This window comes from Pseudoflavonifractor sp. An184 (assembly GCF_002160305.1).
GTDB lineage: Bacteria > Bacillota > Clostridia > Oscillospirales > Oscillospiraceae > Lawsonibacter > Lawsonibacter pullicola.
On sequence record NZ_NFKI01000052.1, the window covers coordinates 1 to 21,312 of the forward strand.

The 21,312-nt window shown below is 62.6% G+C and carries 22 protein-coding genes; 16 read left to right on the plus strand and 6 right to left on the minus strand.

The window, feature by feature from the left end; translation table 11 throughout:
- From B5F19_RS17730 to B5F19_RS13490, 3 genes are all read left to right on the plus strand, one after another.
- Window positions 1-209 (plus strand): hypothetical protein (locus tag B5F19_RS17730; RefSeq protein ID WP_204248332.1); only part of this gene is annotated, 209 nt, incomplete at its 5' end.
- 41 nt (window positions 210-250) lie between these two features.
- Window positions 251-877, plus strand: coding sequence for a helix-turn-helix domain-containing protein (locus B5F19_RS13485; RefSeq protein ID WP_242972818.1), 627 nt, complete (start codon window positions 251-253; stop codon window positions 875-877).
- 133 nt (window positions 878-1,010) lie between these two features.
- Window positions 1,011-2,057 (plus strand): tyrosine-type recombinase/integrase, encoded by a 1,047-nt coding sequence (locus B5F19_RS13490; RefSeq protein ID WP_343219431.1) that lies wholly within the window; start codon window positions 1,011-1,013, stop codon window positions 2,055-2,057.
- Between the two features lie 171 nt (window positions 2,058-2,228).
- On the opposite strand, the gene rpsI is transcribed toward B5F19_RS13490, so the two are convergent.
- Together rpsI and rplM are read right to left on the minus strand one after the other, a co-directional pair.
- The gene (rpsI, locus tag B5F19_RS13495) at window positions 2,229-2,633 is read right to left on the minus strand and encodes a 30S ribosomal protein S9 (RefSeq protein ID WP_087291347.1); all 405 of its coding nucleotides are present in this window, start codon (window positions 2,631-2,633) and stop codon (window positions 2,229-2,231) included.
- A gap of 17 nt (window positions 2,634-2,650) precedes the next feature.
- Window positions 2,651-3,082, minus strand: a complete 432-nt coding sequence (rplM, locus tag B5F19_RS13500) for a 50S ribosomal protein L13 (RefSeq protein ID WP_087291349.1) — start codon at window positions 3,080-3,082, stop codon at window positions 2,651-2,653.
- 270 nt (window positions 3,083-3,352) lie between these two features.
- On the opposite strand from rplM, the gene B5F19_RS13505 reads away from it, so the two are divergent.
- From B5F19_RS13505 to B5F19_RS13530, 6 genes are all read left to right on the plus strand, one after another.
- A complete protein-coding gene (locus B5F19_RS13505; RefSeq protein ID WP_087291351.1) occupies window positions 3,353-4,129 on the plus strand; it encodes an ATP-binding protein in 777 nt (258 codons plus the stop codon).
- Between the two features lie 119 nt (window positions 4,130-4,248).
- Window positions 4,249-4,953, plus strand: coding sequence for a coenzyme F420-0:L-glutamate ligase (locus tag B5F19_RS13510; protein WP_087291353.1), 705 nt, complete (start codon window positions 4,249-4,251; stop codon window positions 4,951-4,953).
- Between the two features lie 184 nt (window positions 4,954-5,137).
- A complete protein-coding gene (locus B5F19_RS13515) occupies window positions 5,138-5,341 on the plus strand; it encodes a hypothetical protein (protein WP_087291355.1) in 204 nt (67 codons plus the stop codon).
- A gap of 159 nt (window positions 5,342-5,500) precedes the next feature.
- A complete protein-coding gene (locus B5F19_RS13520; RefSeq protein ID WP_087291356.1) occupies window positions 5,501-6,871 on the plus strand; it encodes an MATE family efflux transporter in 1,371 nt (456 codons plus the stop codon).
- Between the two features lie 40 nt (window positions 6,872-6,911).
- Entirely contained in the window at window positions 6,912-7,736 is an 825-nt protein-coding gene (locus B5F19_RS13525) for a histidinol-phosphatase (protein ID WP_087291358.1), read from the plus strand.
- Window positions 7,737-7,751: 15 nt separating this feature from the next.
- Window positions 7,752-8,183 carry an HAD family hydrolase gene (locus B5F19_RS13530; RefSeq protein WP_087291360.1) on the plus strand — a complete coding sequence of 144 codons (432 nt, stop codon included), beginning with the start codon at window positions 7,752-7,754 and terminating at the stop codon, window positions 8,181-8,183.
- Between the two features lie 42 nt (window positions 8,184-8,225).
- Here the strand turns inward: B5F19_RS13530 and B5F19_RS13535 are convergent, their stop codons facing one another.
- Window positions 8,226-8,630 (minus strand): NifB/NifX family molybdenum-iron cluster-binding protein, encoded by a 405-nt coding sequence (locus tag B5F19_RS13535; RefSeq protein WP_087291362.1) that lies wholly within the window; start codon window positions 8,628-8,630, stop codon window positions 8,226-8,228.
- 139 nt (window positions 8,631-8,769) lie between these two features.
- On the opposite strand from B5F19_RS13535, the gene B5F19_RS13540 reads away from it, so the two are divergent.
- The 6 genes from B5F19_RS13540 to yajC all read left to right on the plus strand — a co-directional run bounded on the left by B5F19_RS13540 (window position 8,770) and on the right by yajC (window position 16,410).
- Window positions 8,770-9,903, plus strand: a complete 1,134-nt coding sequence (locus B5F19_RS13540; protein ID WP_087291364.1) for a DUF4317 domain-containing protein — start codon at window positions 8,770-8,772, stop codon at window positions 9,901-9,903.
- A gap of 150 nt (window positions 9,904-10,053) precedes the next feature.
- Window positions 10,054-11,529, plus strand: coding sequence for a cobyric acid synthase (locus B5F19_RS13545; RefSeq protein ID WP_087291366.1), 1,476 nt, complete (start codon window positions 10,054-10,056; stop codon window positions 11,527-11,529).
- Window positions 11,526-14,579 (plus strand): tetratricopeptide repeat protein, encoded by a 3,054-nt coding sequence (locus tag B5F19_RS17225; RefSeq protein WP_140394237.1) that lies wholly within the window; start codon window positions 11,526-11,528, stop codon window positions 14,577-14,579. The genes B5F19_RS13545 and B5F19_RS17225 overlap by 4 nt, the downstream gene beginning before the upstream one ends.
- Window positions 14,580-14,637: 58 nt before the next feature.
- Window positions 14,638-14,889: a TfoX/Sxy family protein gene (locus tag B5F19_RS13605; RefSeq protein ID WP_087291368.1), complete on the plus strand. Its 252-nt coding sequence runs from the start codon at window positions 14,638-14,640 to the stop codon at window positions 14,887-14,889.
- Between the two features lie 10 nt (window positions 14,890-14,899).
- The gene (gene tgt, locus B5F19_RS13610) at window positions 14,900-16,042 is read left to right on the plus strand and encodes a tRNA guanosine(34) transglycosylase Tgt (protein ID WP_087291370.1); all 1,143 of its coding nucleotides are present in this window, start codon (window positions 14,900-14,902) and stop codon (window positions 16,040-16,042) included.
- 92 nt (window positions 16,043-16,134) lie between these two features.
- The gene (gene yajC / locus B5F19_RS13615; protein ID WP_087291372.1) at window positions 16,135-16,410 is read left to right on the plus strand and encodes a preprotein translocase subunit YajC; all 276 of its coding nucleotides are present in this window, start codon (window positions 16,135-16,137) and stop codon (window positions 16,408-16,410) included.
- Between the two features lie 102 nt (window positions 16,411-16,512).
- On the opposite strand, the gene rpoD is transcribed toward yajC, so the two are convergent.
- The 3 genes from rpoD to B5F19_RS18210 all read right to left on the minus strand — a co-directional run bounded on the left by rpoD (window position 16,513) and on the right by B5F19_RS18210 (window position 20,546).
- Window positions 16,513-17,859 carry an RNA polymerase sigma factor RpoD gene (gene rpoD / locus B5F19_RS13620; protein WP_242972819.1) on the minus strand — a complete coding sequence of 449 codons (1,347 nt, stop codon included), beginning with the start codon at window positions 17,857-17,859 and terminating at the stop codon, window positions 16,513-16,515.
- On the minus strand, window positions 17,856-19,622 hold the full coding sequence (gene dnaG / locus B5F19_RS13625; protein WP_087291374.1) for a DNA primase: 1,767 nt from the start codon (window positions 19,620-19,622) through the stop codon (window positions 17,856-17,858). The genes rpoD and dnaG overlap by 4 nt, the downstream gene beginning before the upstream one ends.
- 711 nt (window positions 19,623-20,333) lie before the next feature.
- A complete protein-coding gene (locus tag B5F19_RS18210; RefSeq protein ID WP_087291376.1) occupies window positions 20,334-20,546 on the minus strand; it encodes a helix-turn-helix transcriptional regulator in 213 nt (70 codons plus the stop codon).
- 98 nt (window positions 20,547-20,644) lie between these two features.
- On the opposite strand from B5F19_RS18210, the gene B5F19_RS13635 reads away from it, so the two are divergent.
- The gene (locus B5F19_RS13635) at window positions 20,645-20,908 is read left to right on the plus strand and encodes a DUF6809 family protein (RefSeq protein ID WP_087291378.1); all 264 of its coding nucleotides are present in this window, start codon (window positions 20,645-20,647) and stop codon (window positions 20,906-20,908) included.
- Window positions 20,909-21,312 lie beyond the last annotated feature (404 nt).

Genomic DNA, 21,312 nt, shown 5'->3' on the forward strand with positions numbered 1-21,312 from the left:
CAGGGCTTTGGTTGGTGTTGCCTTTTGGCTGCTCACATAGCTCTCCTATGGCGTTTTCTTCTGTTGTTTCCGTGAATCACCCTCTTGACTTAATACCATTGGACTTATTGACGATATGCGAATTATTAGTTCGTATTTTGATTATAAGCCATCCAAGACAGCTTGTCAACACTGAATGCGAAAAAATTATTCGTATTACGATCTTGTAATTCGCATAACTTCGTGTTACAATACAGACGAGGTGATGACAATGCACAGCAACCCAGCTGAAATTGGCGAGAGAATCAAGGCAGCCCGCAAGGCGGCCCACTTGAGCCAAACAGAACTGGCACAGCGTCTGGATAAGACGATGCGCACAGTTCAAAAATACGAAAGCGGTGAAATTGAGCCATCCATAGCGATGATCAATGCCATCGCCAAAATCTTAAACATATCTCCGGCAGACCTGATTGGCTACCAGAAACCCGAAATCCAGCTGGACAGCCTGTCTGATGTGATTGCGGTTCTTTACCAATTAAACAAGAAGGCCGGTATCCGGTTTGAGATCGATGTCCAGCGCCCGCCCCACAATGAAGAATGGTCCTGCTCCCTGAAATTCAAAGGGAATGACCGGTCCGCAGAGATGAATGATTCCCTGTGTCTGATTTTGGAAGAGTTCCGGGACGAGCGTGAAAAACTGGAAACCTATTGGACCGATCAGGAATCCTTTGACCGCTGGATTGAAAAGGAACTGGCCTACTATGCAGATGCCAAGTTGCAGGACAAGGAAGTGGAAGTCCTCTCCGATTTGGAGCGCATTCAGCGGCGCAACGAACTGGATCGGCAGATGCTGGAGAAAATGAAAAAGGCCGCCGAGGAAAACGGCGACCAGGAGTAACAGAGGGTGTTGCATACCCTTTATCAAATTTAATTCAAACGCTGGGAGAAAGGAAGTTTGAGATTTTTTGAGATTACCCAACGGATATGGAAGCGTCAAGAAAATGTCCGGAAAGCGAAGAAGGCCCTATGCAGTGAGGAAAACGGTAGGGTGGCACGTCAATCCTGAAACAGGGAAAACCGTTCAGGAACAAATCACCATCGGCTATGCGGCAACCAGAGCAGAGGGGCTGCAAATGCTGGCAGAGTACAACAACAATCCCTTTGACATAAAGGCATCCAAAGCCACCTTTCAGGAGGTCTATGAACGCTGGTCAAAGGAGAAGTTTCCCACCATCTCCAAGTCAAATGTAAAAGGCTATGAGGCGTCCTATCGGGTATGCGGAACACTTTACAACAAGGTATTTCGGGATATTCGGCTGATGGACCTTCAATTTGTGGTGGACACCTGCGGGAAGAATTACCCCACCCTGAAAAAACTCAAGGGGCTGTTCAACCAGCTGTACGCCTACGCCATGAAAAACGACATCTGCAACAAGGATTATTCCGAGTTTGTGGATTTGAGCCGGTACAAGGATAAGAACCCCAACAAGCGTGACCGAAACAAGTTCACAAAGGAGCAGATCGCCCGCCTGTGGGAGCTTGCGGAGGACCCGTACTATCAAATCGTGCTGATGCTGATCTACAACGGCTGCCGCATCTCGGAGTTCCTCGACTTGAAGAAGGAAAACGTACATCTGGAAGAACAGTACTTCGATGTAATCGCCAGCAAAACCGAAAACGGCCTGCGGAAAGTCCCCATTGCCGACAAGGTACTGCCATTCTACAAAGCGTGGTACGAAGGTTCTCAGTGTGAATATCTGCTCCACACGCCAGATCAAAAGCACTTTGATTACAGGAACTACTACGACAGTTACTTCACGCCCCTGATGGAGCAGCTTGGATATGACCAGACGCCGCACTGTACCCGGCATACCTGCATCTCCATGCTGACAGAGGCCCATGTAGACCAAACCATGATCAAGAAGATTGTGGGACACTCCGGTGCCATGACGCTCACCGAACGTGTCTACACCCACCTGGATATTGAAATACTGGTGGAGGCAATCAACAAGATCCAAACGGAAGAAGGAAAAGCCGTGCAGCACAAAAAAGCAGGAGATGCACTCCTTGCGGAATGATCTCCTGCTTCATAAGGCTTTTGTTTTCGCTTGCGATTCTTGTTCCTTGTGTGCTCCTTGCTTGCTCCTTACGAAGCAAAACGGACCACTTTCGAGGACCACGCACAGCTCCAAAAGTACTGAATTTTCCTGCAAATCGACGTCGTGAGACGTACTGAGAAGTAGGGAAAATTAGCGCTTGCTGAACTGGGGCGCACGACGGGCAGCCTTGAGGCCGTACTTCTTGCGCTCCTTCATACGAGGGTCGCGGGTGAGGAGGCCGGCGGCCTTCAGGGCGGGGCGGTACTCCTCGTTGGCCAGCAGCAGAGCGCGGGCCACACCGTGGCGGATGGCGCCGGCCTGGCCGGTGACGCCGCCGCCGGTGACGGTGGCCACGATGTCCACCTTGCCCAGCTGCTCGGTGGTGACCAGGGGCTGACGGACCAGGAGCTTCAGGGTCTCCAGGCCGAAGTAATCGTCGATGTCACGGCCGTTGATGGTGATGGAACCAGTGCCGTTGGGGAACAGATGCACGCGGGCCACGGAGGACTTCCGACGGCCGGTGCCATAGAAATAAGGCTTCTTGCTCTTATACATGATCGTCTACCTCCTGCTTACTCGGCGGCCCAAATCTCGGGCTTCTGGGCGGCGTGCTCGTGCTCGCCGGCGCGATAGACACGCAGACGGGTGAGGGCGCTCTTGGCGATGGTGTTCTTGGGCAGCATACCCTTGACGGCCAGCTTCATGGCCAGCTCAGGCCGCTCCTGCATCAGGGTACGGTACTTGACTTCCTTCAGACCGCCGATCCAGCCGGAGTGACGGCGATAGTACTTCTGATCCAGCTTCTTGCCGGTGAGCACGGCCTTCTCCGCGTTGATGATGATGACAAAGTCGCCGCAGTCGGCGTTGGGGGTGAACTCGGGCTTGTGCTTGCCCCGCAGCAGGGTGGCGGCGGCGGCAGCGGTCTTGCCCAGGGGCTTGTTCGCAGCGTCCAGGATATACCACTTACGCTCGATGTTCCCCTTGTTGGCCATAAAAGTGGACATAGGTGAAACCTCCATTTTCCTCTACTTCTTATGCGAACTGTTGATTTCAAATAAAATCAGCCGCTCCACTGTACAAGCGGAGCGTTTTGTATTATAGTATTTAGGCGGCTTTGTGTCAACAGTATTTTTTCAATTTTTTAACTCAGCTTTTGAAATCTCTTGTTTTCAAGCAAATTCAAAGAAAATCTCTTGAAATCTCGCATTCGATTTTCTTTTTGTTTGGGCGGAAAGGTTGTGCTTTTCCGCTGTTTTTCTCGAAAGGAGGCCAAAATGAACCGGATCTTATCCCTGGTCCGCCGGTGTGTGGAGGACTACGAGATGATCGCCCCGGGGGACCGGATCGCCGTGGGGGTGTCGGGGGGGAAGGACTCTCTGCTGCTGCTGGCGGCCATGGCCCGGCTGCGGGAGTTTTATCCCGTCCCCTATGAGGTGGAGGCCATCACCCTGGACATGGGACACGCGGACGGACTGCCCGGCATGGATTTTTCAGGCATCGCCGCCTTCTGCAAGGAGCTGGACGTGCCCTATACCATATTAAATAGTGAGATCCAGCATATCATCTTCGACCTGCGGAAGGAGAAGAACCCCTGTTCCATGTGCGCCAAGATGCGCCGGGGGGCCCTCCACAGCGCCCTGCAGGAGCGCGGGCTGAATAAAATCGCCCTGGGCCACCACTACGACGACGCGGTGGAGACCTTTTTCATGTCCCTGATCTTTGAGGGGAGACTGTCCTGCTTCCAGCCGGTGACCTGGCTGGACCGCACCCAGATCACCCAGATCCGCCCGCTGCTGTACTGCGGGGAGAATCTGATCCGCCACACGGTGGAGCGGCTCCACCTGCCCGTGGTGCACAACCCCTGTCCCGCCAACGGCAGCACCAAGCGGCAGGAGATCAAGGAGCTGATCTACGAGCTCAACGGCCGCTACCCGGGGCTGAAGGCCCGGACCTTTGGGGCCATGCAGCGGCTGCCCCTGCCGGAGTGGGGGCCGGTGGAGCACCGCCGCCGCCCTCTGCCCGAGGACCCGGAGGATATTTCGGCGGTTTGACGAAAGAAAGTTCAAAAATGTTATGGAAACCCGGGGGACCGGGTGCTATAATGGGAGCCAAGCCTGACGTTTTACTTTATAGAAAGGGCGGCCAAGCCGCCTGAGAGGAGAATAGAACAATGAGCGAGGAACTGAACTATACCGCCAACCCGGGCAAACAGCTGGTGCGTACCGTGGACGGCGTGGAGTACCAGCGCATCCCGGTAAAGACGCACCTGATTACCAAGGCCGATAAGATGGAGGATGTGGTCCTCCAGTACGCCAAGGACAAGATGCAGGCGGGGGACATCCTGTTCATCTCCGAGAAGGCGGTGGCCTGCACCCAGAACCGGGCCATCCCCATGGAGGACATCAAGCCCCGGAAGCTGGCCGTCACCCTGAGCCGCTATGTGACCAAGACCCCCGCCGGCATCGGCCTGGGCATCCCCGAGACCATGGAGATGGCCCTCCAGGAGTGCGGCACCCTGCGCATCCTGTTCGCCGCCTTCTGCAGCGTCATCGGAAAGATTTTGGGCAGGAAGGGCTGGTTCTACATTGTGGCCGGCCCCAAGGCCCGGGGCATCGACGGCCCCACCGAGGGGACCATCCCGCCCTACGACCACTACGTGGTCCTCACCCCCGCCGACCCCATGGGCACCTCCAAGAAGCTGGCCCAGGCCCTGGGCCACCCGGTGGCCATCGTGGACATCAACGACCTGGGGGCCAACATTCTGGGCTTCTCCGAAAAGGAGCCCTCCATGGACCAGATCGCCAAGATCCTGGGGGACAACCCCCTGGGCCAGTCCAGCGAGTCCACCCCCATGGGGATCATCCGGAAGGCGTAACACAATACGTGCTCAATACAGTCCGCCGCGAAGCATCTGTTTTGCGGCGGCTGTTTTTATTTTTGGAGCGGAGGAGAAAAATCCTGTAACAGATGGGAGCTACTCGTCCATCCGGGGATTCAGCCGCGCCTGGGAGGGGCGGAACGCGGTATTTCTGGAGTACACCGAGACCATCAAATCGGGTTTGATTCCCGACGGGGAACCCGCCCACATAGTCATCGGGAACGGATTCCTTCTGGACACCCAGAAGGGGGATGCGTTCCAGGTGGACCGGGAGATTCAGGCGGTCTACTACCTCGCCGGGGATTACGACGCCCTGCTCCAGATGGAGGAGGGGGAGTTCGCCCAGGCGGCGGAGGACGCCGTTCTTCTGTGGGAGAGCGAGTGACAAGAGAACAAGAGGTTTAAAACAGGGGATGGCCGAAACGGCCGTCCCCTGTTCCATATAGGACTGCGGGCGGCAAACGCCCGCGAAGAATACATCTTGCCCAACGGCGGAAAAAGGGTGTACAATATACCATCAAGGTACACCAGAGGAGGCGGGCCGGTGGCGCAGCAGACAAACGACTTTTCTCAGGGGAGCATCCCCAAAAACATTCTGGCCCTGGCCCTCCCCATGACGGCGGCCCAGCTCATCAACGTGCTGTACAGCGTGGTGGACCGCATCTATTTAGGGCTGCTGCCCGGCCACCTGGCCCTCACCGGGCTGGGATTGACGGTGCCGGTCATCTCCATAATCATGGGCTTTGCCAATCTGTGCGGCACCGGCGGCGCGCCGCTGAGCTCCATGGAGCGGGGCCGGGGAAATCGAGAGGAAGCGGAGCGTGTCATGGGCAACGCCTTTACTCTGCTCCTGATCTTCGGCGCGGCGGTCACCGCCCTGTTTCTGGTCATCAAACGGCCCATGCTCTACCTGTTCGGGGCCAGCGACGCCACCTATCCCTACGCCGACGCCTATATGACCATCTACCTGACGGGCACCCTCTTTGTGATGATCGGCCTGGGGATGAACCCCTTTATCAACGCCCAGGGATTTGGAAAGGTGGGCATGATGACGGTGGGGCTGGGGGCGGTTGTGAACATCGTCCTGGACCCGGTGTTTATCTTCCTCTTTGACATGGGCATTCAGGGGGCGGCCCTGGCCACGGTGATCGCCCAGGGGTGCTCGGCGGTGTGGGTGCTGAAATTTCTCACCGGGAGAAGGGCCATCCTCCGCCTGCGGCTGGAGTATCTGCGGCTCAGTGCTGCCCGGGTGCGGAAGATCATCGCCCTGGGCCTGTCCGGCTTCTTTATGAACCTGACCAACAGCCTGGTGCAGATCGTGTGCAACGCCACCCTCCAGAGCTGCGGCGGAGACCTGTACGTGGGGGTTATGACCATCATCAACTCCCTGCGGGAGGTCTTTACCATGCCCATCCAGGGCCTGTCCAACGGCTCCCAGCCGGTGACCAGCTTCAACTATGGGGCGGGCCAGTACAGCCGGGTGTGCGCCTCCATCCGGTTTACCATGGGGGTGGCGGTGGCCTGTACCGCAGTATTCTGGGCGGCGGCCATGGTGTTCCCCGGGGCGCTCATCCAGATTTTCAGCCGGGAGCCCGACGTGGTGGCGGCGGGCATCCCCGCCATGCGCATCTACTTCTGTATGTTCATTCCCATGTCCCTCCAGATGGCCAGCCAGGGCATCGTGGTCAGCCTGGGCCGCTCCAAGCAGGCGGTGTTCTTCTCCCTGCTGCGCAAGGCCATCATCAACGCCCCGCTGACGGTGATCCTGCCCATCTGGATGGGGACCACCGGGGTGTTCACCGCCGAGGCGGTGTCCCAGCTCCTGGGCGGGCTGGCCAGCAGCATCACCATGTATTTTACGGTCTACCGGCCCTACCGCCTCCGGCCGGACAAGCTCCGGGAGGCGGCCCCATGAACAGGGGAGAAGGAGTTCAGATAACAAGGAAAAAGGAGCGATGACCATGTGGCAGGGCGATTATCACACCCACTCCACGCTGGATGACGGAAAGAGCACGCTGGAGGAGATGGCGGCGGCGGCCCACGCCCTGGGCCTGCCCCGGTTCGGTTTCTCCGGCCACAGCTGGTGCCCCTGGGAGGAGGACTACTGCATCCCAAAGGACCGGATAGAGGAGTATCTGAGCACAGCCCGGGCCCTCCGGGACCGGTACGCTGGGAAAATGGAGATCTTCCTGGGGCTGGAGCTGGATTTCTACGGGGAGCGGCCCCAGGGATTGGATTATGTGATCGGTTCGGTCCACGGCCTGATGCAGGACGGGCGCTTCTACGCCGTGGACGAGAGCCCGGAGGCCACCCGCCGGGCGGTGGAGGAGGGCTTCGGCGGGGACTGGTACCGGTACACCGACGCCTATTTCGATCTGGTGGTCCAGCTGCCCGAGCAGACCGGCTGCGACTGGATCGGCCACTTTGATCTGGTGAGCAAGTTCAACCAGCAGGACCCCCGGTTCGACGAGGAGAGCCCCCGGTATCTGCGCCGGGCCCTGGAGGTGCTGGAGCATCTGGCCCGGCAGGGGCAGTGCCTGGAGGTGAACACCGGGGCAATCACCCGGGGGTATCGGAGTGTGCCCTACCCCGCGGAACCGCTGCTCCGCCGCTGGAGGGAGCTGGGGGGAGAGATCATCCTCAACTCGGACGCCCACCACGTCTCCCACCTGTGCGCCGGCTTCCGGGAGGCGGAAGAACTTGTGAAGGAACTTGGCTTTACCCATATCAATATTTGGACCAGGGACGGGCTCCGGCCGGAGCCCCTCTCCCGGGGATAAGGAGGTGTGCCGCCCATGCGGCTGCAAGGCGCGATTTTTGATTTTCACGGGACGATCTTGGATGACAAGGGAAATCCCCTGCCCGGTGTGGACCGGGTCCTCTCCATGATGAAGATGGAGGACGTGTGGATGTATCTGGTGTGCGACGGGGACCCGGCCCCGGTCCGCTCCGCTCTGGAGGGGGCCGGGCTGTGGGGCCGCTTCCGGGGGCTCATCTCGGCCGCCGAGCACGGAGGGGACCCCCTGGACCCGGAGCTATACGAGAAGACGGTGCGCCGCCTGCGCACCGCCAAGCAGGCCACCCTGGTGTTTACCGCCCGGGAGGAGCTGCTGGAGGTGCTGAAGAAAAACGGCTTCTTTGCGGCCCTGGTGGGGGAGGGGCACTCCCCGGAGGCCATAGCCCAGGCGGACGAGACCATCCCTAACTATGAAACCATGACCCAATAAATGCGCGTCCCCACCGGCGGAACCGGTGGGGACGCGTAATTTTTATTGGTTGCCCGAGCAGCCGTGCTTGTCCTCGCCGCAGGAGCCGCTGTGGCACTGGTGCCCCTCCTCGTGGTGGTGAGCGCACTGGGTGTCCGGGTCGTAGGAGAGCGTCCCCTTCAGCAGGGCCTCCACGCTCTCGTCCGCCCCGCCGGATACGCCGGGGCAGAGCTGGATGCCGGCCTCCGCCAGGGCGGTGCGGGCCCCGGCGCCGATGCCGCCGCAGATCAGGGTGTCCACCCCGTGGCTCTGGAGGAAGCCCGCCAGGGCGCCGTGGCCGCTGCCCACGGCGCTGACCACCTGGGAGGAGGTCACCGCGCCGTCCGCCGCGTCGTACAGCTTGAACTGCTCACAGTGGCCGAAGTGCTGAAACACCTGGCCGTTTTCATAGGTTACCGCGATTTTCATGGAACACACCTCGCATGTTATAGTACCTCTATTATTGTACGCCGATTCCGGAAAAAAGCAAGCCGTCCCTCCGCTTGTAAAAGAGAAAACCCCTGTGTTATAATAGGATTCGGCAAACTGTGCAAGAGGGAGTAGAGACATGAACGAGAGAGAAGTTGCCGAGCTCCGCCGCCGCTTCCGTCAGGACCGCAGCGGCATTTCCCATGTGCGGGGCTGTTATGTGAACGAGAACCGGGAGATTGTCTCCCAGTTCGACCAGTCCCTGGGGGTACTGACCCAGGAGGAGAACGAGAGGCTGCTCACCATCCTCCGGCGCACCCTCACCGGGACCCTGGGCAAGAATTTATTGGATATCACCTTCGCCACCCAGCAGGTGGTCCACGGCGCGGAGCACAAGCGGCTCATGGATCTGCGCGCCTCAGAGCTGAGGGACGAGGAGGCGGTGGGGGCCCTGTTCCAGGCGGTCATCCAGTCGGTCAATCTGGAGGGGAACTATATGATCCTCCTGGCCCACGACGCCTACGACGTGCCCTACCGGGGCAAGGACGGGGAGGAGCAGGAGGACGCGTCCTCCGAGGTGTTTTCCTATCTGATCTGCGCCATCTGTCCGGTGAAGCTCACCAAGCCCGCCCTCAGCTACCAGGTCCAGGAGGGGGTCTTCTGCACCAAGACGGCGGACTGGGTGGTGGCCCCGCCCGCCCTGGGCTTCCTGTTCCCCGCCTTTGACGACCGCAGCGCCAACATCTACGACGCCCTCTACTACACCAAGGACATCCAGGACGTGCAGGAGGCTCTGGTGGCGTCGGTGTTCGGGGCGCCGGCCCCCATGCCCGCCGCCGCCCAGCAGGAGAGCTTCCGGGCGGTGCTGGGGGAGGCTCTGGAGGAGGACTGCTGTCTCCAGGTGGTCCAGGCGGTCCACGACCAGCTGTGCGGCCTGATGGAGGACCACAAGGAGAGCCGCGACCCGGAGCCCCTGACCATCGGAAAGGGGGAGGTGCGCCAGGCCCTGGCCGCCAACGGAGTGTCCCAGGCGCACATCCAGACCTTTGAGCGGCAGTACGACGAGGCCTTTGGGGCGGACGCCCAGCTCAGCCCCCGGAATCTGGTGGACCCCAAGAAGATCGAGGTGAAAACCGCCGACGTGACCATCAAGGTCAGTCCCGACCGGGGCGATCTCATCGAGACCCGGATCCTGAACGGGGTGAAGTACATCCTGGTCCGGGTGGAGGAGGGCGTGGAGGTCAACGGCGTGCCGGTGCAGATCACGGAGTGAGTGGATGCGGGCGCTTCGCCGCCTGACCGATTCCAGTTAAGGCCGCTCCAGGCGGCGAAAGGCCTGGAGCAAACGCGGAGCTCCGACGCAACATGCGCGCAGCGGGAAGCAGACGCCAGGAAACAGAACCAAGAGAAAGAAGGAAACCTCATGCCAGCCAAAGCCATTATGATCCAGGGCACCATGTCCAACGCGGGGAAGAGCGTCCTCACCGCCGGCCTGTGCCGGATTTTCAAGCAGGACGGCTACTCCGTGGCCCCCTTCAAGAGCCAGAACATGGCCCTGAACAGCTTCATCACCAAGGAGGGCCTGGAGATGGGCCGGGCCCAGGTGATGCAGGCGGAGGCCGCCGGGGTGGAGCCCTCGGTGCGCATGAACCCCATTCTCTTGAAGCCCAACAGCGACACAGGCAGCCAGGTGATCGTCAACGGTGAGGTGCTGGGGGACATGCGGGCGGCGGACTACTTCCGCTATAAAAAACAGCTTGTTCCCCGGATCATGGAGGCCTACCGCTCTCTGGCGGCGGAGCACGACATCATCGTGCTGGAGGGGGCGGGCAGCCCGGCGGAGATCAATCTGAAGTCCGACGACATTGTGAACATGGGAATGGCCAGGCTGGCCGGGGCCCCGGTGCTGCTGGCGGGGGACATCGACCGTGGGGGCGTGTTCGCCTCCCTGTACGGCACGGTGGCCCTGCTGGAGCGGGAGGAGCGCTCCATGGTCAAGGGGACCATCATCAACAAGTTCCGGGGGGACGTGGACATCTTGAAGCCGGGCCTGTCCCAGCTGGAGGCGCTCACGAGCGTGCCGGTGCTGGGGGTGGTCCCCTGGCTGGACCTGGATCTGGACGACGAGGACAGTTTATCCTCCCGGTTCTCCGCCCAGCGAAAAGGAGCGCCTCTGGACGCGGCGGTGATCCGGCTGCCCCGCATCTCCAACTTTACCGACTTCAACGCCCTGGAGCGCCACCCGGCGGTGGGCCTGCGGTATATCGCCCGGGTGGAGGAGCTGGGGAGGCCCGACCTGGTGCTCCTCCCGGGCACCAAGAGCACCCTCCACGACCTGCGCTGGCTGCGCCAGAGCGGCCTGGAGGCGGCCATTCAGAAGCTGGCCGCCGGGGGCACGCCGGTCATCGGCATCTGCGGGGGCTATCAGATGCTGGGGGAGAGCCTGTCCGACCCGGAGGGGGCGGAGGGGGGCGGCCGGATGGCGGGGATGGGCCTGCTGCCCGTCTCCACCGTTTTCCGGCGGGACAAGACCCGCACCCAGACCGCCGGGACCTTCCCGGACTGTGGGGGCTTTTTTGCCCCCCTGTCCGGCGCGCCCCTGGAGGGGTACGAGATCCATATGGGGACCGGCGGCGGGCTGTTTTCCGTCCGGGACCGGGTGCTGGGCACCTACCTCCACGGGCTGTTTGATTCCCCCGCCCTGCTCCAGAGGCTGACCGCCCTGCTGCTGAGGGAGAAGGGGCTGCCGGAGGACGCGGCGGGGGAGCCGGAGGACGTTTGGACCTATAAGCAGCGGCAGTACGACAAGCTGGCCGCCGCGCTGCGGGAGAGCCTGGATCTGCCGGCCATCTACCGCATTCTGGACCGGGGACTGGAGAAAGGGGGCGCTGCCCGATGATTTATCACTGTGTAAAGGACGACTGCCGCTTCTGGGGGGAGGGGGACGCCGTGCCCCAGCGCTGCCCTCAGTGCGGCGCGCCCCTGGTCCAGGCGAAGGAGGGCGAGCTCACCGGAGACGCCTGGTCGGCCCTGGGGGTGTTCTGGGTGGAGCAGGACGGCCACGAGGCGCGGGCGCTGGAGTGCTTCCGGAAGTCCGCCCAGATGGGCAGCGGCTGGGGCACCTGCAACCTAGGGCTGTGCATGGAGCAGGGAATCGGCGTGAAGGCCGATCCCCGCCAGGCCGTCTGGCTCTACCAGCAGGCGGTGGAGATGGGCAGCCTGTCCGCCCTGTGCAATCTGGGCGTGTGCTATGAGGACGGCATCGGAACCGCTCCGGACCCCAAGCTGGCGGTGGAGCACTACCGCCGGGCGGCCGATTACGGCTCCGCCCGGGCCCAGCGGCTGCTCTCCCACTGCTACGAGCAGGGCATCGGGGTGGAGCGGGACCTGGAGCAGGGCTTCCGGTGGGTGCGGATGGCAGCTCTCCAGGGCGACCCCCTGAGTCAGACGATTTTGGGCAAGCACTATGAGTTCGGCGTAGGAGTGGACCCGGACCCGGAGCTGGCGGTGGGCTGGTACCGGACGGCCGCCCAGGCGGGGGACCCGGAGGGCCAGTGCTGCCTGGGCTGGCTGATGGAGCAGGGCAAGTGGGTGGAAGCGGACCCGGAGGGAGCGGTGGAGCTCTACCGAGAAGCGTGCCGGCAGGGGTCCGCCCGGGGGCTTCTGCTGCTGGCCGACTGTCTGTTGCGGGGCATCGGGACCCAGCCCGACCCGGAGAAGGCCGTCCAGTGCTACCAGGAGGGGGCCCGGAACGGAGACGGGAGCGCCATGTGCTGTCTGGGCTTCTGCTATGAGCGGGGAACCGGCGTGGAACAGAGCTGGGAGCAGGCCGCCCGCTGGTACCGCCAGGGGGCGGAGCACGGCAGCGGCCGGGCCATGGGCAATCTGGCCTGGTGCTATGACAACGGCAAGGGCGTGGAGCAGGACGTGGAGGAGTCCACCCGCTGGTACAAGCGGGGGGCGGAGGCGGGCGACGCGCGCTCCATGTACTGCTACGCCTTCTGCTGTGAGTACGGGGACGGCATGGAGCCCGACCTGGAGCAGGCCCTCCACTGGTACCGCCAGGCGGCTGAGGAGGACAACCCGGAGGCCATGTACCGCCTGGGCCGCTGTTATGAGCGGGGCAAGGGGGTGGAGCAGGACTGGGCGCAGGCCGCCGCATGGTACCAAAAGGCGGCGGAGAGCGGCAGCCTGGCCGGGATGGGCAGCCTGGCCTGGTGCTATGAGCACGGCAGAGGGGTGGAGAAAAATCTGGAGGAGTCCACCCGCTGGTTCAGACAGGGGGCGGAGGGAGGCAGCCCCCGGTGCATGTGCGACTACGGACTGCACCTGCTCCACGGCGTGGGCGCGGAGCGCCGGCCGGAGGAGGGCGTGGAATGGCTCCTTCAGGCGGAGGAACAGGAGTACCCCTACGCCATCTTCGCCCTGGGCTGGTGCAGCGAGATGGGCGAGGGCCTGCCCCAGGACTGGGGGAAGGCGGTGGAGCGGTATCAGAGAGCCGCTGACTTGGGTGAGGCCGCCGCCATGAAAAACCTGGGGATCTGCTATGAGAACGGCGCCGGGGTAGCCAAGGACCCGGAGCGGGCGGTGGAGTGGTATGAGAAGGCCGCCCAGCTGGGGCACGCCTCCGCCATGTGCTGCCTGGGCTTCTGCTACAAAGACGGCGTGGGCGTCCCCAAGGACGAGGAAAAGGCGGCTGAGCTGTTCCAGCAGGCCGCCGAGCAGGAGGACCCGGACGCCATGTGCACCCTGGGCTGGTGCTATGAGACGGGCTGCGGCGTGCCTCAGGACTGGGGGCAGGCGACGGAGTGGTACCGCAAGGCCGCCGGTGCGGGCAGCGGCCAGGCCATGGGCAACCTGGCCTGGTGCTATGAGCACGGGAAAGGGGTGGAGCTTGATCTGGACGAGGCCTGCCAGTGGTACCGGCTGGGGGCTGAGGCCGGGGACCAGCGCTCCGCCAGCCAGCTGGAACGCTGGCAGGACCAGCTCGGAACCCAGTTGGAGCCGGAGCGCGCCGCGGACCGCTGCCGCCGGGAGGCGGAGGGGGGAGACCCCGCCGCCATGCACCGGCTGGCTCTGCGCTATGAGACCGGGGACGGCGTACCCCAGGACTGGTCCCAGGCGGTCCACTGGCACCGCCTGGCCGCCGGGCGGGGATATGCCGCCGCCATGAGCAGCCTGGCCTGGTGCCTGGAGCAGGGAAAAGGCGCGGACAGAAGCCCGGAGCAGGCCGCCCACTGGTATCAGAAGGGGGCCGAGGCCGGAGACCGGCGGGCCATGGTCCGCTGGGCCCGGTGCTGCCAGGAGGGGAGTGGAACGGTCCAAAACCTGGAGGAGGCCGTCCGCTGGTACCGCTCCGCCGCCGAGGCGGGGGACGGTGCCGCCATGTACTGCCTGGGCCGGTGCTATGAGACCGGCTCCGGCGTGAAAGCGGACGCAAAAGAGGCCCAGCACTGGTACTACAAGGGAATGAAAGCCGGGGACCGGCAGGCCATGCAGGCCTTTCTGAGGGACGGCCCGGAGGAGACGGCCGGGCTGGACGCCGGAGAGCTGGAAAATCTCCGGGAGGCGGCCCGGAGCGGGGACGTGGACGCCATGTACCGCATGGGCCTGCACTGTGAGGAAGGGACGGGGACCTGCCCGGACCCGGAGCAGGCCCTGCATTGGTACCGGCAGGCGGCCGCCGGCGGGCACATCCCGGCCCTGTACCGTATGGGGCGGTGCTACGCCCAGGGGATCGGCGTGGCCAGAGACATGAGCCAGGCGGCGGAGATCTATCAGGCGGCCGCCCAGCGGGGGGACCCGGACGCCATGGTCAGCCTGGCCTGGTGCTATGAGCACGGAGAGGGGGTCCCGCAGGATAAAGCGGAGGCCGCCAAGTGGTACCAGCGGGGAGCCCAGGCCAAGGAGGCCAAGGAAAACGGGCGGAGCGGCCCCGCGCCCCGTTGACAGAACGGCCCCGGTCCGGTACAATATGCTCCGCGAAACACACAAGGAGGCGGCAGAGATGGAGCTGACAGACCTGCCCAACATCGGTCCGGTGCTGGCTGGAAATCTCAAAAAGATCGGGGTGGACACCCCGGAACAGCTGCGGGAGCTGGGGGCCGAGGGGGCTTTTCTGAAAATCCGCGGTCAGGTGGACCCGGGGGCCTGCCTCCACCAGCTGGAGGCCCTGGCCGGGGCGGAGGCGGGCGTGCGGAAAAGCCTGCTCCCGCCGGAGCGCAAGGCCCAGCTGAAGAGCTGGTATCAAACACTTTGAGGAGAATGTTATGTTTCAAGTGGTAAAAACGGAGGGCCGGGCCCGCCGGGGGGTGTTTACCTGCCCCCACGGCACGGTCCAGACCCCCGTCTTTATGAACGTGGGCACCCAGGGGGCCATCAAGGGGGCGGTGTCCGCCCTGGATTTAAAGGAGATCGGCTGCCAGGTGGAGCTGTCCAACACCTACCATCTGCACCTGCGCCCCGGGGACGGGGTGGTCAAGGAGATGGGGGGCCTGCACAAGTTTATGGGCTGGGACGGCCCCATGCTCACCGACAGCGGCGGGTTCCAGGTGTTCTCCCTGTCCGGCCTGCGGAAGATCACCGAGGAGGGGGTCACCTTTGCCTCCCACATCGACGGCCGGCGCATCTTTATGGGGCCGGAGGAGTCCATGCGCATCCAGTCCAACCTGGGCAGCGATATCGCCATGGCCTTTGATGAGTGCATCGAGAACCCGGCCCCCCGGGAGTACGTCCAGCAGTCGGTGGAGCGCACCTACCGCTGGCTGGAGCGGTGCGTGGCCGAGCACCAGAGGCTCAACCGGCAGCCCGACTGCGTCAACCCGGGCCAGATGCTCTTCGGCATCAATCAGGGGGGCACCTACCCGGACATCCGGCAATGGCACATGGACCAGATCGCCCAGCTGCCCTGCGACGGCTTCGCCATCGGCGGACTGGCGGTGGGGGAGTCCACCCAGACCATGTACGACATCATCGACGCGGTGGAGCCCCGCATGCCCGGGGACAAGCCCCGGTACCTGATGGGGGTGGGCACCCCCTCCAACATCATCGAAGCGGTGGCCCGGGGGGTGGACTTCTTCGACTGCGTCATGCCCGCCCGGAACGCCCGCCACGGCAAGCTGTATACCTGGCGGGGGACCATCAACATCAAAAACGAGAAGTACAAGCTGGACCCCCTGCCCATCGACCCGGAGTGCCGGTGCCCCGCCTGCCGGTCCTTCTCCCGGGCCTACCTGCGCCATCTGGTGACGGCAGGGGAGATGCTGGCCATGCGTCTGGCGGTGCTGCACAACCTGCACTTCTATAACGAGCTGATGGTCCGCATCCGCAGGGCCCTGGACGAGGGGACCTTTGAGGAGTTCCGGAAAAAATATTCCGGCATGCTGGACCGGAAAATCGAGGACAACCAATAAAATTTCCAGAAAGACTTGCCAACGGCCTGGAAAACAGGTATAATTACAAAAGCGCGTTTTTGCGGAATTTTTGACTTCTTGGAGGGACGAACATGGAAGTTTGGATTATGATCATTGCGATGTTCGCATTGATGTATTTCCTGATGATCCGCCCGGAGAACAAGCGGAAGAAAGAGGCCCAGAACATGCGGGACTCTCTGGCTGTGGGGGACGAGATCACCACCATCGGCGGCATCACCGGCACCATCTGCGCGGTGAAGGAGAACACCATCGTCATCGAGAGCGGCGCCGACCGGGTGCGCGTGGAGCTGACCAAGTGGGCGGTCTCCACCAAGAACGCCCAGGGTGCTGAGCCCGCCACCAAATAAAAAGGGCGATTCCAATGAAAAGCCGGAACAGAATTTTCTGTTCCGGCTTTTTCTTTATTCAAGAAAATGGATGGCCGCCTGCGGCGGCCATCCATTTTGCGATTAGTTCAGGAAGTCCTTCAGCTTTTTGGAACGGGAAGGATGGCGCAGTTTTCTGAGAGCCTTGGCCTCAATCTGGCGGATACGCTCACGGGTGACGTTGAACTCCTTGCCCACTTCCTCCAGGGTGCGGGTGCGGCCGTCCTCGATGCCGAAGCGCAGCTTGAGCACCTTTTCCTCCCGGGGGGTGAGGGTGGAGAGCACCTCCACCAGCTGCTCCTTGAGCAGGGTGAAGGAGGCGGCCTCGGCGGGCTCGGAGGCGTCCTCGTCGGGGATGAAGTCGCCCAGATGGCTGTCCTCCTCCTCGCCGATGGGGGTCTCCAGGGAGACGGGCTCCTGGGCGATCTTCAGGATCTCCCGCACCCGCTCCACGGGCATGGACATCTCCTCGGCGATCTCCTCGGGGGTGGGGTCGTGGCCCAGCTCCTGGAGGAGCTGACGGGAGACCCGGATGACCTTGTTGATGGTCTCCACCATGTGCACCGGGATGCGGATGGTGCGGGCCTGGTCGGCGATGGCCCGGGTGATGGCCTGACGAATCCACCAGGTGGCGTAGGTGGAGAACTTATAGCCCTTGGTGTAGTCGAACTTCTCCACCGCCTTGATGAGGCCCAGGTTGCCCTCCTGGATCAGGTCCAGGAACTGCATGCCCCGGCCCACATACCGCTTGGCGATGGACACCACCAGGCGCAGGTTGGCCTCGGCCAGGCGCTGCTTGGCCCGCTCGCCCTTTTTGATGGCCTTGTCCAGCTCGGCCTGGACCTCCGCGGGGATCTCCTCGCCGGCGGCCTGGAGCTCAGCGAGCTGCTCCTTGGCGGCGTTGCCCGCGTCCATGGCCTGGGCCAGCTCGATCTCCTCGTCGGAGGAGAGCAGGTTTACCTTGCCGATCTCCTTTAGATACATGCGCACCGGGTCGTCGGTGCCGAAGGAGTCCACCATGGAGTTGGGGTCCACGATCTCCTCCTCGCTGATGTCCTCCATGGCCTCCAGAGGAGGGTCCGCGTCGTCGGGCAGGTCGGGGATGTAGTCCTCGCCCACCGTGTCGATGCCCAGGTTCTCCAGGGTGTCATAGATTTTGTCCATCTGGTCGGACTCCAGGTCCATGTCCTCCAGCACGTCCATCAGTTCCGAGGAGGAGAGGCTGCCCTTCTTCTTGCCCCGCTCGATGAGCTCGGCCAGCTTCTCAGAGCCGGGAACGCCCTCCACCACCTTCATGATCTCCGCCTTACCGGCCTCCAGCTTGGCCTGGATGTCCGGACTGGCCTTCTTGGTCTTTTTCTCCAGGATCATGGTCACGCCGTCGCGCTGGGTCATCTGGACGGGGGTCGTGTCTTTCTTTTTGGTACTCATGGTGTCTCCTCCATATATGCTTTCTTCTGAAAATTCTTTTGCTGTGCGGCCAGCAGCAGGTCGTCCCCGCTGACGCCGCTTCGTTTCAGCGCCTCTCCCCGGATGACCGCTATGTAATCCGCCAGGGAGCGGCGGCTGTTGGCCAAGGATTCGGGCTGCCCGGCCACATAGGCCAGGTGGTCCATCTCCTCGCCGGTGAGCTCCCCCGCCAATAGGGGGAGCTGGGTGGAGAGTCCGTCCCGGGCCCTCCGGAGCAGCAGAGCATAGGCCTTGCCCAGCAGGGGGGAGGAGAAGTCCTCCTCCCGCAGCTGCTCCATGTCTCCCGCCAGAGAGGGGTCCAGCAGCAGCAGCCGGATCACCCCCTCCTCCGCCCGGGCGGAGCGGATGTTCTCATACCGCAGCCCCCGCTGTTTGGGCTGGAGCTGGACGGCGGGGGTCAGGTCCCGGCGCTCCTGCTGCTTCTGCTGTTTGCGCACCCGGCGGGAGAAGGCCTTCTTGACCTCCTGGGCCATCACCTCCGGGGACACCCCCGCCGCCTGGGCGGCGTGCCCCCCGTAGATCTCCCGCTCCACCGGGCTGGACAGGGTGGACAGCAGCTGGGCCGCGTCCTGGAGGAAGGCCACCCGCTGGGCGTCGTCCTCCAGATTGTACTGGGCTCTCAGCTGGTCCAGGCGGTAGTCCACCTGGTTCTCGCTCTGGTCCAGCAGCCGGGCAAAGGCGTCCCGGCCATAGGACTTGATGAACTCGTCCGGGTCCTTGGCCCCGGTGACCCGCAGCACCCGCACCTTCAGCCCCGCCTTCTCCAGCAGGGGGATGGCCCGCTGGGCGGCGGCGATGCCCGCCCCGTCTCCGTCGTAGGAGATGATGGCCTCGGGGAAGTACCGGGAGAGCAGCTGGGCGTGCTCCGAGGTGAGGGAGGTGCCCAGGGAGGCCACCGCGCTGTCAAACCCCGCCTGATGCAGGGAGATGGTGTCCATATACCCCTCGGTGAGGATGACCCGCCCCGCCTTGGACTTTTTGGCGATGTTCAGGGCGAACACGTTGCGGCTCTTGTTGTACACCGGGGTGTCCGGGGAGTTCAGGTACTTGGGGGTGGAGTCGTCCATCACCCGGCCGCCGAAGCCGATGACCTCCCCCCGGATGTCGATAATGGGGAACATGACCCGGTTGCGGAACCGGTCGTAGATGCGGCCGTCCTTGTTGTTCACCGCCAGCCCCGCGTCCAGCAGGTCCCGCTTGTCGTACCCCTCCTGGGCCAGCGCCTCGATGAGGGCGTCCCACCGGTTGGGGGCGAACCCCAGGCCGAAGCGGGTGAGGGTCCGCTGGGACAGCCCCCGTTTTCGCAGGTACTCCAGCCCCTGGGCCCCCTCCGGCTCATAGAGCCACTTATGAAAGGTGCGGGCGGCCTGCTTGTTGATGGCCAATAACTTCTCCCGGCGGGCCCTGGCCCCGGCGGAGGGGCCGCCGGTGTCCGCGGGCATCTCCAGCCCCGCCCGCTTGGCCAGCACCTCCACCGCGTCCCGGAAGGGGAGGTTCTCCATCTCCATGACGAAGTTGATGGCCCCGCCCCCCTTGCCGCAGCCGAAGCACTTGAAAATCTGCTTGTCCGCCGACACGGAGAAGGAGGGGGTCTTTTCGCTGTGGAAGGGGCACAGGCCCCAGTAGTTGCGGCCCTTTTTCGTCAGCCGCACCGATTCCGATACCAGGTCCACAATGTCGGTGCGGGCGATGAGCTCGTCCAAAAATCGCTCTGGGATAGGCAAAAGACTTCCTCCTTTCCGGATTATTTTGGCAGGGGTTCGCCGCCTCATCCCATCTTAGCCTTCCCCCTGGGGGGAAGGTGGCACGGCGAAGCCGTGACGGATGAGGGGGCAGAGTTTCGCCCTGCGGGGCGAGTGACTTTGCCCCCGGCGGCAAAGTCACCAAAACGCCGCCGGGGACGGCTCAGATGAGCGCTGACGCGCTCATATTCGCCTACCCTACCCCCTCTGTCGCTTCGCGACATCTCCCCCTGACAGGGGGAGTCGGCCCCGGACCCCTTTTTACGGGGGACGCACTACTGTTTCATGTTGCTGGATTTCCGGCGCGCAAAATCAGGAGTGCTTGCCTGCGTTTTCATCCGGCCCCACTGGGGGCCTGGGTATACAAAATTTGCCGCTGTTGCGGTTTATGAACTGCGCCTGGCTTTGCCGGGCCAACGCTTCTGATGCGGATTACGCCGTAGGGGCGGCTATCAGCCGCCCGAAAAGCCTTCCCCCTCCAAGGGGGAAGGTGCCCCCGAAGGGAGCGGATGAGGGTGACCTTTTGGTCCGAATCATCTACGGCGGGAGCTATAAGGGGCTCCCTACGCAAAGCGAAACCGTTCCACTTACCCGCAAAATAACCGTAGGGGCGACCCTTGCGGTCGCCCGCTGTGGGGAAGCAGTTCCATCCGTAGGGGCGGCGCACCTGGGCCGCCCGCCCGCAACAGGATTCTATTCCCGATCCTCCGACCGCCCCACCAGATAGTCGAGAGTGACCTGGTGAAAATTCGCCATTTTTACTAAGGTAGAGGCAACCGGTTCCCGCTCTCCGGACTCATAACGACGGTATGAGCGCAAAACGATTCCCATTTTCTCAGAAATAGCTTCTTGTGTCAAATGTTTTTCTTTCCTTAATTTCACTAAATTTTCTGAAAGCGTCGACATTTTTATGCAAAACCTCAAAAATGATGATTGACAGGACCGAACGGGAAACTTACAATAAAAACAATCCCAAATGGTCCGAATCGTTAGGAGTGTTACACATGAATGATCTGTTAAATACCCTTTACGACTACGTCCTGACCCAGTCGGAGTCCTACTTGGCGGTCTATCCCGAGTACCGCGACTTCTGCCGCCGGGCGGCGGAGAAGGAGCGGTCCCTGCGGGCAAACTTGTCCCAGGAGGACGAACAGCTTTTGGAGGACATGCTGGGGGAACTGTGGCTCCGGCATCAGGCGGAGCAGGAGGCCGCTTTTCAGGCCTCCCTGGCGCTGTGCCGGGAGCTGAACCGTGCCGCCTTGGCGTAAGGCCGCCCGCGTGGGCTTATTGTACGCCAAAATCCCCATATTTTATCCCAAAACTATGTAAAGCTATTTTACCGTCCAGGCCATGGGAATAAACAGTTTCGTAAACTGCTCGATGGCAAAAGGATCGGTCATGCCGATTCCCACGGGGCGGGCCCCGTGGGAGCCCTTTTGATTTTAAATGCTCGGGCGAAGTGAATTCGCCCCACGCCAAGGTTTCCGCCTGCGGCGAAAACGCTTGTACGCGCTGCGCGCGCCCCATCTGCGATGGGGCCCCCATCGCCGGCCCTATTTGACGGTCCAGGCCATGGGAATAAACAGTTTCGTAAACTGCTCGATGGCAAAAGGATCGGTCATGCCGATTCCCACGGGGCGGGCCCCGTGGGAGCCCTTTTGATTTTAAATGC